This is a genomic window from Methanovulcanius yangii, from assembly GCF_018687785.1.
GTDB lineage: Archaea > Halobacteriota > Methanomicrobia > Methanomicrobiales > Methanomicrobiaceae > Methanovulcanius > Methanovulcanius yangii.
The window spans coordinates 1,702,512-1,714,988 of sequence record NZ_LTBL01000001.1 but is presented as its reverse complement, the minus strand read 5'-3'; the positions used below and the strand labels follow the sequence as shown (position 1 = coordinate 1,714,988).

Here is a 12,477-nt window from a genome sequence, read left to right as displayed (position 1 = left end):
ATACTCCTTCGTGAACCTTTCCGACCGCACCCTCACCGCCATCGCCGCCGCCCGCACGGCCCGCGACGACCTCCTCTCCCCCCGTGCCTGCCGGGACGGGGAGGCCCTCCGCCGCAGGGGCGCCCGTCCCGAGGAACCCATTCTCCGGCCGCCCTTCTTCCGTGATGCCGACCGGATCATCCACTCACGGGCCTTTTCGCGCTACATCGACAAGACGCAGGTCTTCTACCTCCTGGACAATGAACACATCACGCACCGGGTCATCCATGTCCAGCTCGCCGCCAAGATTGCCCGGACAATCGGGCGGGCGCTGGGCCTCAACGAGGATCTCATCGAGGCCGCCGCCCTCGGGCACGACATCGGCCACACCCCCTTCGGGCATCTCGGGGAGAGCTACCTCTCCACCCTCTGCGAAGCACACGGCATCGGTCGGTTCTCGCACAATGTCCAGAGTGTCCGGTTCCTCGACGACATCGAGCGCTGCGACCTCACCCTTCAGGTCCTCGATGCCATCCTCTGCCACGACGGGGAGCGTCACGTCTCCGGGATCGTGCCGGACGGGTGCCGGACATGGGAGGGGTTCGAGGCAAAGCGTGTCCATGCCGCCGGAGGCGGGGTGCCCGTCCCCGCAACCGCCGAGGGTGCCGTCGTCCGGTTCGCCGATACCATCGCCTATCTCGGCAGGGATCTGCAGGACGCCGTTGAGGTGGACCTGATTCCCCGTGAACTGCCGGAATTTCCGGCGAAATGCCGCGGGATCTTCCGGTTTGACGGGGTGGATGAGATCAACGGCATCGTCATCGACACTTTCGCCCGCGATATTATTGAATACTCCGCCGAAAACGACGCCATCGGCTTCTCCCCGGAGGTGGCCGACTGCCTCGGGGCGCTGAAGGACTACAACTATGCCCATATCTACGAGAACCCCGTCCTCCATGCCGGGGACCATAAAATCGAGCGGATGTTCTCCCTCCTCTTCGACACCTTCCTTGCCGACCTCGAGGACGAACGTGAGGACTCGTTCATCTACAAGGACTTTATTCGTGCCGAGTGGGTGGCAGAGGAGTATATCACCGCCGCCTCGAACGCCGAACTCGTCCGCGACTACATCGCGGGAATGACCGACAAGTACTTCCTCACCCTCGCACAGTCCGCCCTCATGCCGGAGCGGCGGTTCCGGACATTCAATATCTCCGGGAGCAGCCCCTGACCGGGCGTCCCCACTTTCACCCCCCACCTCCCCCGGTCCTATATCCCGGGACGCCAACCTTGGTATCAGCCTCGGGACACCGGCCCCCGTCCTTCATCAACGACGGGGCCGTCCCCTGGCGCCATGCACCGACACCACACCACCCCCTTGCACGGCCACACCAGCGAAGTCCCTGATCCGGTGCTTCGAACGGCCGTGAGGGCGGGGCAGGGCGTTATTATTCACCCCCTGCTCCGGACTTTCCGGCGGAACCCCTCCATGTTCCGCCGGGAGGCGGACGATACCATACGATGCAATCAAACAGAAAGGAGTGAATACCATGGCTGACTTTATCCAGACCTCCAATACAAAATCGGCAGCCCGGGCTCTTTCAACCCCGATTGCCGATATCAGCACCTTTGACGGCATCATCCAGGCCGTCATCACTGAAAACCCCTTCGGCTGCACCGCCTATGAGGACGGTGGCGAGACCCTCCCCGCCGTCGCCCGCAGCCGCGAACACTATACCGCAAAGATCGTCTACGAGACCGGAGATGCAGAAAAGGTGGCGACCGTCACGTCCCAGGCACCGACGGTCACCGCCTTCAACGCCGCCGCGACCACAATCGCGGGCGATGCAGCCCTTGCTGCAACCTTCGGCGGCACCGCACGCCGTGACAGCGGCAAAGACAGCTACTACTGCCAGCTGCGATGCCACGACCCGTCGGGCGAGACCTACTACGTGACCTTCACCCGCACAAAGGTGCGGGTCTCCTCGTACGAGGACGACGCCATCCGGGCGGCAGTCGAGACGTGGGCCGACACCGTCACGGCACTCGCATAGGATACCGGCACGGAAATGGGAGATGCCTCCTTCCCTTTCCGGGCTTCCCCCCTGCTTCTTTTTTTTCCCTGCAAATTATCTGGAATGCCTCTCCTGTGAGGCGGATGCCTCCGGGAAGGCGCATACCACCGTGCCTTGGGGGCAGTCACGGCACTGCGGTCAGTACCGGCGGGAGGGGCGGCGTATCATTTCCGTAGTTCTCTCCCTGCGCCGCCGCCGTAATGGTAGGACAGCTCGGGACCGGCGTATAGGGGATCGTCATCACCGGGGTCGGGGCCGGCGTGTACCATGCCTCATTTCCGCTGTCCGTACACCCCGCGACGAACGGCAGAAGAGAGAGCAGCAGCACCAAAAGAGAGAGAGATACGGCCCGGTTCATATATTCCAGTACCCGCATCAGCCAGATAATACTACCGCCGGCATATCCGGGACCGTCCCGTGCTCCGGACAAATATAAAAAGAAGGAAGAAGAGGCGTGTATGACCTTAATCACCAATTATCTGCCTGCGGGCTTCTTCGAGCGTATTTTTCAGCTCGACTTCCCGTATCGGTTTGACGATGTATCCTGCGGGATTGAGATCGAGTGCCCGCGAGCGCATCTTCAGGTCCGAATACGCGGTGATGAAGATCACCGGGAGGGCAAACTGCTCCTTGAGCATCCGGGCGGTGTCGATGCCGTCGATATCGCCCCGCAGGCGGATATCCATGAGAGCGATATCCGGTTTCGTATCGGCGGCGAGTTCGACCGCCTCTTCCGCGTTGTCCGCCACACCGGTCACTTCATACCCGAGCCGCCGGACCCGGTGTTCGATATCCATACCGATGATCGCGTCGTCCTCGACGACCATCACTTTCATTTTTTCCCTCATATCGCGTCTCCTCCCTCGTATTGGTGGTAGTCTGCCTTTCCTACGGGCGTTCGGTAAACTGGATCATGTAATTCGTGCCGTGGTTCACGGAGATCTCCATCGTCCCGTGGAGCTGACGGTCCACCAGCGTGGAGACGAGCATCAGGCCGATGCCCCGCTCCTCACCGCTGCGGTACGCTTCCGGCATCCCCACTCCATTGTCCTTCACCGAGATGACCACCCTGCCGCCGTCGTCCTTGACGATGGTGATCGCAATATGGCCGGACTGGCCCTCGACGAAGGCGTGCTTGATGGCATTGGTGACGAGTTCCGATACGATGAGCCCGAACGAGACCGCCGTATCGAGTCCGATGACCACACCCGGTGCGTTGACCGAGAAGGTGATGTTGTCACCGACCCGGAAGGTCACGAACAGGGAGGTGACGAGATCGTTGACATAGTCCTCCACATTGACATGCATGTGATCCGGCGATTCGTGCAGATTGTCGTGGACGAGAGCGAGCGCCTCTATACGTGACTGCGCCTGCTGGACAATCCGCTGTGCCTTCGGGTCCTCCACCTCGGAGGTCTGGAGGTTTATCAGGGATGATATCACCTGCAGGTTGTTTCTGATCCGCTGGTGGATCTCGGTGAGGAGCTCCTCTTTTTCGGCGAGCGCGAACTTGAGCTCCTCTTCGGTCCGTTTCAGGTCGGTGATGTTCTCGAGGATCACCGTCGCTCCCGGCTGACCGTCGTCGAAGACCGTCGGAATCAGTTTGATCAAAAAGTAAAATGCTTCCCCGTCCGACTCCCACCAGAGCTCACGCGAGAGATCCTGTCCACGGAGCACCTCCTCGAAGATATGCACATCAATGGCGTCGGTGAGAACCGGCAGATCCCGATCCAGTACCGAGATGCCGATCAGCTCGTCCCTCGACATGCCCGAAAACTCAACGTAGTTGTCATTCGTCTGGACAATGCGCAGCATGGAGTCCATGACGATGATGCAGTCGGAGGAGAAGTCAAGCATCGCGGATATCGGTACCCTCTGCGAGAGGAAGTAGACCTTGGCGACCCCCACCGAGCGCATGTCGACATGGCCCGAGACGAGCAGCATGTTCAGGTATTTCGATACCGAATTGCGGTTCATGTTGAGCATGCGGGAGATATCGGTGATGGAGAGGCCACGCGGCTCATTCTTTAAGAGCTCCTTCACCCTGGCGAGCTCCCGCTTGCTCTCATCTATTTCCAGAGACACTCTGCTGTACGCTCCTATTACAGGAATATTGACGGTTCTGCTATATAATGATGTTTCATATTGATAGGCAATACTGAACTGGTATTGCACACGCTATTCCACGCAATACCCGATGCAAACGGTGGTTTGACTTAATTATTTCGCGTATTCGCACGTATATGGAGTTGTTTTTAATATTGAAACGCCAATCATATTATATGCAGGATAAGAGGGAGCAGACGGGTGCACCCCCCTCCTCCCGGCGTAAAACATTTGACATATGGTTTGCCCTCATTATCCTTTTCAGTGCCATATCGATCGTGATCATCTATTATGGCATCTCCATCGGGACGACGAATCTGACATCCTATCTCTTTTTAATCCCGATCATCTTCGTCGCCAACCGGTATCCCGAGCGGGGTATCGCCTTCTCCTTCATCGTTGGCCTTCTCCTCGTTGCCATCTACTACCCTCTCGTCCCCTCCCTCGAGGACGCCTACCTGATATTCGTCAACTCCGTCGTCCTCGTCGGCACGGGAACGGTGACAAGCCTCCTCTCACGCGAACTCTCCAAGGAGAAGGGACGCTACGAATCGATCTTCACCACCTCGCAGGCAGGTATTCTTCTCGTCGACAAGAAGACGCTCGAGATAAAGGAGGTCAATGACCGGTTTGCCCGCATGGTCTCGTTCTCCCCGGATGAACTCGAAGGTCATTCCCTCAGCCTCATCTGGGAGGACTTCACCGAGATGGAACGGTTCTTTTCTGTCATTTCAGATATACAGGCCGCTTCCGACGTCGAAACCCGTTTCAAGTCCCGCACGGGGAAGAGCAGGGACTTTCTCATCTCTGTGGGGGCCGGTTACGGGTCGACCTTCGTCCTGACCGCAACGGACATCACGGACAGAAAGGTTGCGGAGAGAGAACGGGAGCAGGAGCGTATCCGCGCCCAGACCTATCTCAATACCGCCGGGGTGATGCTCTTCGTCGTTCGCTCCGATCACCAGATCAGCCTCGTCAATTACAAATGTGCCGAAGTTCTCGGGTTCCGGGAGGCGGAGCTCATGGGCCGTAACTGGTTTGAAAATTTCGTCCCCCGCGAGTACCGCGATCTCCAGCGCCGAAAATTCAATGCCATCATCACCGGGAGTTCGAGCATCAGCGACGACTTCGAACACCCCGTGATGACACCGAAGGGCGAGCGCATCATTGCCGGGCACTTCACCCCGCTGCGTGAAGGAAACGGGCTCATCACCTCGGTCCTCTTCTCGGCGGAAGACGTAACCGAGGCGCGGAAGATGCAGCACGAGCTCATCCTCTCCGAGGAGAATTATCGTACCCTCTTCGAGGCCGGCAGTGCCGCAACGGCGATCCTCGAACATGACGGCACGCTCTCCCTTGTCAACTCACGGTTCGAACGGATGACGGGCTACTCGAAGTACGAGATCGAGGGACGGATGAAATGGAACGATTTCATGTACGACAGGGAGAATTCCCCCGACTTCACGCTGCCTCTTGGCGGCGAACCGTTCGGAACCGGCTCCCCCATCGAGTATGAAATGCGGATCAAAAACCGGAAAGGCGAGCCGCGGGACATCGTGGTCACCACCTCCCCCATTCCCCAGACGTCACGGTATATCACCTCCATCCTGGACATCACCCGCAGAAAACAGAGCGAAGACGAACTGCGGGCGTCCCTGAAGGAGAAGGAGGTGCTCCTCAAGGAGGTCCACCACCGCGTCAAGAACAACATGCAGGTGATCTCCTCGCTCGTTTCGCTCCAGTCGGACAAGATCACCGACAAGGACATGCTCGAACGGCTCCGGGAAACCGAGAACCGGGTTAAATCCATGGCACTCGTCCACGAGTCGCTGTACCAGTCGGAGAACCTCGCAGAGATCGATCCGGCAAAGTACCTGAAGATCCTTGCAGAGGAGGTCATCTCCTCCTATGCCCTCGAAACCGACGTAGAACTCGAGTTTGATATCGACGTCCCGCTCCTTGATATCGACAACGCCCTCCCCTGCGGTCTCATCATCAACGAACTCGTCTCCAATTCCCTCAAACACGGCTTCAAGGGAAGGGCACACGGAACGATCTCCATCGCGATGCACGAGGAGAACGGGGAATACCTGCTGACGGTCAAGGACGACGGCGTGGGCCTCCCGCCCGACTTCGACGTAACAGCCCTCGACTCGCTCGGCATCCGCCTCATCAATGTCCTCACCCGCCAGATGCGTGGCACCATCGCCATCGAGACCGGCGGACCGGGCGGCTCGTTTACCTTCCATATACCGGCGCCGAAACGGTAAGAAACGGAGACGAACCCCCGTTTGAGAGCTCAGCAGGAAGGACCGCTCCTGCCGAAAACGGAGAATGCAATAGACAATGCAAAAAGGGGGGGCTTTTCGCCCGATCGTCAGGATACCTGGAATTTATGTTTCGGTAAGGTTCCGGAGAAACCGGATGTGCAGCCGGAGATCGCCCCCGAGCTCGGGATGAAACGATAGTGCCATGTGCTTTCCCTGTATCGCACCGACCACATGGTCGGCCCGGCAGAGGACCGTTGCCGCAGGGCCGACCGACTCGACCACGGGTGCACGGATAAAGTACCCCGCGAATGGCTCCGGCTCTCCCTCGATTGCAATCGGCATCTCACAGGAGTCGCGCTGTCGCCCGAAGGCGTTGCGGGCAACCGTAATGTCCATGAGGCCCAGCGGTTCGACGCGGGGATCGTCGACCGCTGATGCGACGAGGACCATCCCCGCACAGGTCGCAAAGATGCCGCCACGGAAATCCTTCAGCGGCTTTCGCATCCCATTCTTCGTGATCAGGCGGCTGATGGTCGTCGATTCCCCACCTGGAATCGCGATTGCATCACAACGGGGGATATCCTCTGCATCGCGGAGGGGGAAGACCTCCCCCTCGAGGCCGAGCCCGGCCAGCGCCGCTTCGAAGGCACGGATATGTTCGCTCACGTTTCCCTGGAGGGCCAGGACGCCGATTCTAATTCCCACGGAACCGGAGCACCTCATGCTCGGGGAGGGTGTGGACATCGAGTCCGGGCATCGCCTCGCCGAGGCCCTTTGAGATCTCGGCGAGCCGGGATGCATCGGTAAAGTTGTTGACGGCCGCAACGATGGCTTCTGCCATGCGCCTCGGTTCTTCGGACTTGAAGATGCCGGAGCCGACAAAGACGCCGTCGCAGCCGAGCTGCATCATCAGCGCCGCATCGGCGGGGGTGGCGATACCGCCGGCGGAGAAGTTGACGACCGGAAGGCGGCCGAGATCGCGGCACTCCGCGAGGATCTCGTACGGCGCCTCGAGGGCGCGGGCACGGGCGGCAAGCTCCATGTCATCCATGCCCTGCAGTTCGTGGATGCCGGAGGTGATCGCCCGCATGTGGCGGACCGCCTCGACGACGTTGCCGGTGCCGGCCTCGCCCTTTGTCCGGATCATCGCCGCTCCCTCGTTGATACGGCGGCATGCCTCGCCAAGATTCCTCGCACCACAGACGAACGGCACGGTAAATGCCTTCTTATCGATATGGTATTCCTCGTCTGCGGGAGTGAGCACCTCCGATTCGTCGATCATATCGACGCCGAGGGCCTCAAGGATCCGGGCCTCGACAAAGTGCCCGATCCGTGCCTTGCCCATGACCGGGATGGAGACGGCATCGATGATCTCGGCGACCTTCACCGGGTCGGCCATACGGGCCACGCCACCCGCTTTCCTGATGTCCGCCGGCACCCGCTCGAGTGCCATGACCGCAACTGCGCCCGCCTCCTCGGCGATGACGGCCTGCTCGGCATTCACCACATCCATGATGACGCCGCCCTTCTGCATCGAGGCAAAACCCCTCTTGATAAGTTCGGTCCCGAACCTGAGCTCTTCCAGTTTCATTGCGACTATTGCGTTGTCCATGATCGCTTATAAAGAAGAGGGAACCACCATCCCGTCAACAACGGATCACGGAAGAATGGCGGGCAGCAGGCCAGCAATCAGGGCGAGAGTTGCGATGAGAAGAGTGCAGAGCACCGCCCCCACAAGGGTGGCGCCGCGGACCGCCGCGACGATCTCGTCGCCTGCCCCGGCGAGGGGCCGGTCCGGATCGCCTATGGTATAGACGCCCTTCTTCTCGAGACGCACCCCGACCCCGCCCGCGACAAGCGACATTGTCACCCCGCCATTGAAGCCGGGACGGTTTTTCCGGTCCCGCCGGAAGATGCGAAGCGCCGCCCGCCCCCGACCCCGTCCGGCGAACCAGATGAGGAGGCAGAGCCCCGCACAGCGTGCCGGCAGATAGGAGAGGACGTCATCGGCCCGGGCGGGGAACCACCCCAGGCGGGCACGCTCGTCGCGGTACCCGAGCATCGCGTCCATCGTGTTGACCGCACGGTAGCAGGCCGCCCCGCCGAGACCGAAGATTGCGAAGAAGAGGAGCGGGGCAATGATCGAATCGGTGAGATTCTCCGTCATCGACTCGTATGCCGCCGAGAGGACCTCGTCGTCCGTCAATGCGCCGGTATCCCGTGAAACGAGCATGCCGACCTCCTCCCTGCCGCCCCCGGCGGCAACCGCCTCTTCGACGGTTGTCACGTGCTCCTCGAGACAGCGCCACGCAAGGCAGAGTTTCAGGGCAAAAGGACCGGCAATGACGAGATATAATACCGGCGCATATGTCTGGAAGAACCAGAAGGGGAGCGTGAAGACGGCAGCGGTGCAGACGCCCATCACGATGCCCGCACTCCGCTGGAGGGCGGGCGGCCAGACGGCGGGACGGCCCCACCATCCGATGAAACGGCCCAGCCATGCAACCGGGTGCCACCGGTTCGGCGGGTCCGAAAAGAGACGATCGACCCCGAGCGCCAGCCAGAGGACTAGCGCCTGGACGACCATGCAGCGGCGACCCCGAGGATCATCAGGACATAGGCGACGTAGTTATAGATCTCCGCCTCCGTCACGAACCAGAGTATGTACAAAAAGATCGACAGGGCAACGGTGAGCACTACCGGGAGCAGCTGCATCACCGGCACCGCACGGTCGTGCTCGGGTCTATCGAGGTCGGGAAGATCAGGCGATTCGGAGAAATCCTTCGGTGCGGGCGGGCGGATCACCTCAATCTCGCACTGCTCCGCATGCATTCCGTACCCGACGATCACCTCGACGATAAAGGTCCCCTCGGGCGCGAATTCCTTGATCGGGATCTTGATCTTCTGGAAGTCCGGAACATAGATATTTGCGTGGAAGAAATCCGTGAATTTATTCCCGTTGACGGCTCGAAGGGTGAGGTGCATGGGGGCACCATGGTTCATGAACTTGATATACAGGTTCTCTCCCGCCGCGACACGGGTGATCTTCGGAACCTCGACAGAATTAATATGACGGTTGTTCAGGTGTATCGTACACGGTTCTCCCATTCTCATACCTCCTCTTATTCATCCCCGCACTCTGACCCCGGCGGGAGCAGATTCGGAATACCCTCCCGTACGGGGTATTCTGCCCCGCAGGCGGTGCAGATCAGCGTTCCCTCGACGATGTCCTCCTCGCCGTCCTCCAGGACCGCCTGTTCGGTCACGGTGAGGGTAAAGCCCCCGCAGCAGACCGGGCAGCAGAGGATCTTCATCGTCGATATCCGCATCGTCCTACCTCAGGTCGATGATCTGTGACATCTCGGGTCCGGTGGAGATGAGTTTGATCGGGACTCCGATGTCCTCCTCCGCCTTGCGGAGGAATTCCTTTGCCTTTTCGGTGAGCTGTTCGTATTCGGTCGCCCCATAGCATGCCTCGTCAACGTTGTCGATGCCGGTGATCGCCGCAATGGTGCATCCGTTGATCATGGCGGAATACCGTGCCATCGTCCCGTCCCAGCACCCAATCCGACGTTCACGGTGGGTGACGGTGCCGAACTCCTCGATGCCGAGAGCATGGGACTCCTCACGGGTCATCTCGGTTCCGAAGGGCCCTTCGCCCACGCGGGTCGGGTATGCCTTGAAGACCACGATCACATCGTCGATGCGGGTGGGGCCGACCCCGTTGTCCGCGGCAATCTGCGACGCCGAGGTGTCCTTGGAGGTGACGAAGGGGTAGGTGCCGAAATAGAGGGAGATCCCGAATCCCTGTGTTCCCTCCAGGATGACGTTCTCGCCCCGGTCGAGTGCCTGGTTGATCTCGAGCGGAACATCTATCGTATATTTTGCGAGTTCGGGATTGTCCTTTGCCTGCTGTGCGATCCTCTGCACCCGGTCGACATTTGCCGGCCCGCACCCGGTACCGGTGGTCCCGATCTTCTTCGAGAGGTAGGCGTCCGCCTTGTCCTGCTCGATGTGTTTGGGCTCGATGATCGAACAGCGTCCGTCGACGAAAATGCGGCCTTCCACGCCGACATACTCGATCTCCTGCCTGAGTACATCAGGGTTGACCAGCACCCCGGTACCGATGAAGAGACGGGCATCCGGGTAGACAAAACCGGAGGGAATCATCCTGACGCCGTATTCCTTCTCCCCAACCTGAACAGTGTGGCCCGCGTTGGGTCCGACCCCCCCGCGGGATATTATTGTGGGCTTATCTTTGTGGGCAACATGGGCGACGATTTTGCCCTTTCCCTCATCCCCAAAAAATCCACCGACTATGATAGTACAGCTCATTCTTCAATCATGTAGAGATAGGAAAAGGGGGATGATAAACCTTACAATGCGAGATGCCCCGGGAGGGAAAAAACGCATCTGCGCCGGTTCTCCAGTGGAAATCAAGGGGTTGACCCAAACCGAAAGTGTTTATTTTCTCAGTCTGCGACGGTTCAGCAACCTGATTAATCAGGTTGATCCCTCCCGGTTATTCCGACATCATCCGTTCTTACGAAAAGCAGTGGATCGTAACACCAGAAAGAAAACCGGGCACATGTGTCGCCGAACCGCGCCCCCCAAAAAGAGGAAAGTTCCAGTGGAAATCAAGGGGTTTGCGGGCCCTGAAAGTGTATTCTGACACTACTTTGTATACAAACCGGCCAATGGCAAAGGCTGCCATACAGCTGACTTTTTACGCCGACCACCGGACATCCGATTCCGCGGTTGCCATGGCAGGGCGTGGCGGCCCCCTCGCCCCCCACAAGCATCGTATCGGCACCACGATCGCCCCCCCCGAAGGGGGAGAACCCGCCATCGGCATTCGTAAATAAAAAAAAGCAGGCGGAGAAGGGATTACAGCGTCTCCAGAAACTCCCCAATCCTATCGACGGCGGTTCTCAGGTCGTCGCGGGAGACCGCGTACGCGCAGCGGAGGTGCCCCTCCGCCGCCGGGCCGAAGACGCTGCCCGGGACGACCGCGACATGCTGTTCGGTGACGAGACGTTCGGCAAACTCGACATCCGATATGCCGGTATCACGGACGGACGGGAAGGCATAGAAGGCGCCCTTGGGCATATGGCAGGGAAGACCGATGCGATTGAGACCGCGAACGAACATGTTGCGCCGCATCTGGTACTCGGTCACCATCTCCTCCCGCGCGATGTCTCCGCCCCTGAGGGCACCTACCGCCGCGTACTGCGACATCGTAGGCGCCGAGAGCATGATGTACTGGTGGATCTTGAGTGCTGCATCGCAGAGCTCCCTGGGTGCGCATATATACCCGATACGCCATCCGGTCATGGCGTACGCCTTGGAGAACCCGTTGATGAGGATCGTCCGATCCCGAAGCTCCGGGATCTCCGCCGCCGAGGCCATCTCCCCTTCGTAGGTGAGCTCGGTGTAGATCTCATCCGAGATGACCATCAGGTCATGGTCGACGACGACATCAGCGATAGCCCGGTAGTCGTCATGAGACATCACGCCGCCCGTCGGGTTGTTCGGGAAGTTGATGAGAAGCGCCTTCGACTTCGGGGTGATCCGCTCCATGAGAGTATCGGGCGTCATCCGGAACTCATCCTTCGCCTGGCAGGGGACCAGCACCGGCGTTCCGCCGGCGAGCATCACGCCCGGTCCATAGCTCACATAGCTCGGATCGCCGATGAGGATCTCATCCCCGGGGTCGGTCACCGCCCGGATGGCAACGTCGAGCGCTTCCGATGCTCCGGTGGTCACCATCATCTCGGTCGAGGGGTTGTACGTGACGCCGAACCGGCGCTTGAGATAGCGCCCGATCTCCTCGCGAAGGGCCGGGAGACCGCGGTTGCTGGTATAGGCCGTCTGGCCCTGTTCAATGGAGGCGATGCCCGCCTGGCATGCAACCCAGGGAGTGGAGTAGTCGGGTTCGCCGACGCCCAGGGAGATGACGTCGTCCATCTCCTGCACGATATCGAAAAACCGGCGGATGCCCGACGGCGGGATGGCATGCGCACGCTGTGAAATAAAGTCTCTCATCA

At 59.9% G+C, this 12,477-nt stretch carries 14 protein-coding genes; 4 read left to right on the top strand and 10 right to left on the bottom strand.

Annotated features, from left to right (window positions below):
- Positions 1-10 precede the first annotated feature (10 nt).
- Both AZH53_RS08675 and AZH53_RS08670 read left to right on the top strand, forming a co-directional pair.
- Positions 11-1,210, top strand: a complete 1,200-nt coding sequence (locus tag AZH53_RS08675) for a deoxyguanosinetriphosphate triphosphohydrolase family protein (protein WP_319643118.1) — start codon at positions 11-13, stop codon at positions 1,208-1,210.
- A 319-nt stretch (positions 1,211-1,529) separates the two neighbouring features.
- On the top strand, positions 1,530-2,033 hold the full coding sequence (locus tag AZH53_RS08670) for a hypothetical protein (protein WP_319643117.1): 504 nt from the start codon (positions 1,530-1,532) through the stop codon (positions 2,031-2,033).
- Positions 2,034-2,178: 145 nt separating this feature from the next.
- Here the strand turns inward: AZH53_RS08670 and AZH53_RS08665 are convergent, their stop codons facing one another.
- The 3 genes from AZH53_RS08665 to AZH53_RS08655 form a co-directional block, all read right to left on the bottom strand.
- A complete protein-coding gene (locus tag AZH53_RS08665) occupies positions 2,179-2,412 on the bottom strand; it encodes a hypothetical protein (protein WP_319643116.1) in 234 nt (77 codons plus the stop codon).
- A 106-nt stretch (positions 2,413-2,518) separates the two neighbouring features.
- Positions 2,519-2,902: a response regulator gene (locus tag AZH53_RS08660; RefSeq protein ID WP_319643115.1), complete on the bottom strand. Its 384-nt coding sequence runs from the start codon at positions 2,900-2,902 to the stop codon at positions 2,519-2,521.
- Positions 2,903-2,942: 40 nt separating this feature from the next.
- Positions 2,943-4,139, bottom strand: a complete 1,197-nt coding sequence (locus AZH53_RS08655; RefSeq protein WP_319643114.1) for a sensor histidine kinase — start codon at positions 4,137-4,139, stop codon at positions 2,943-2,945.
- A gap of 197 nt (positions 4,140-4,336) precedes the next feature.
- On the opposite strand from AZH53_RS08655, the gene AZH53_RS08650 reads away from it, so the two are divergent.
- Positions 4,337-6,430 (top strand): PAS domain-containing sensor histidine kinase, encoded by a 2,094-nt coding sequence (locus AZH53_RS08650; protein ID WP_319643113.1) that lies wholly within the window; start codon positions 4,337-4,339, stop codon positions 6,428-6,430.
- Between the two features lie 123 nt (positions 6,431-6,553).
- On the opposite strand, the gene pdxT is transcribed toward AZH53_RS08650, so the two are convergent.
- The 6 genes from pdxT to AZH53_RS08620 form a co-directional block, all read right to left on the bottom strand.
- Positions 6,554-7,135 (bottom strand): pyridoxal 5'-phosphate synthase glutaminase subunit PdxT, encoded by a 582-nt coding sequence (gene pdxT / locus AZH53_RS08645; protein ID WP_319643112.1) that lies wholly within the window; start codon positions 7,133-7,135, stop codon positions 6,554-6,556.
- Entirely contained in the window at positions 7,125-8,021 is an 897-nt protein-coding gene (gene pdxS, locus AZH53_RS08640; protein WP_319643667.1) for a pyridoxal 5'-phosphate synthase lyase subunit PdxS, read from the bottom strand. Before pdxS ends, pdxT begins: the two co-directional genes overlap by 11 nt.
- A 66-nt stretch (positions 8,022-8,087) precedes the next feature.
- Positions 8,088-9,017 carry an adenosylcobinamide-phosphate synthase CbiB gene (gene cbiB / locus AZH53_RS08635; RefSeq protein ID WP_319643111.1) on the bottom strand — a complete coding sequence of 310 codons (930 nt, stop codon included), beginning with the start codon at positions 9,015-9,017 and terminating at the stop codon, positions 8,088-8,090.
- Positions 8,999-9,538, bottom strand: coding sequence for a DUF7524 family protein (locus AZH53_RS08630; protein WP_319643110.1), 540 nt, complete (start codon positions 9,536-9,538; stop codon positions 8,999-9,001). The genes cbiB and AZH53_RS08630 overlap by 19 nt, the downstream gene beginning before the upstream one ends.
- Positions 9,539-9,552: 14 nt before the next feature.
- Positions 9,553-9,759 (bottom strand): methytransferase partner Trm112, encoded by a 207-nt coding sequence (locus AZH53_RS08625; RefSeq protein ID WP_319643109.1) that lies wholly within the window; start codon positions 9,757-9,759, stop codon positions 9,553-9,555.
- A gap of 4 nt (positions 9,760-9,763) precedes the next feature.
- Positions 9,764-10,765 (bottom strand): adenylosuccinate synthetase, encoded by a 1,002-nt coding sequence (locus tag AZH53_RS08620; RefSeq protein ID WP_319643108.1) that lies wholly within the window; start codon positions 10,763-10,765, stop codon positions 9,764-9,766.
- A 362-nt stretch (positions 10,766-11,127) separates the two neighbouring features.
- On the opposite strand from AZH53_RS08620, the gene AZH53_RS08615 reads away from it, so the two are divergent.
- Positions 11,128-11,295 carry a hypothetical protein gene (locus tag AZH53_RS08615; protein WP_319643107.1) on the top strand — a complete coding sequence of 56 codons (168 nt, stop codon included), beginning with the start codon at positions 11,128-11,130 and terminating at the stop codon, positions 11,293-11,295.
- 22 nt (positions 11,296-11,317) lie between these two features.
- Here AZH53_RS08615 and AZH53_RS08610 read toward each other — a convergent pair whose 3' ends face one another.
- A complete protein-coding gene (locus AZH53_RS08610) occupies positions 11,318-12,475 on the bottom strand; it encodes an aminotransferase class I/II-fold pyridoxal phosphate-dependent enzyme (RefSeq protein ID WP_319643106.1) in 1,158 nt (385 codons plus the stop codon).
- Between the last annotated feature and the right edge of the window lie 2 nt (positions 12,476-12,477).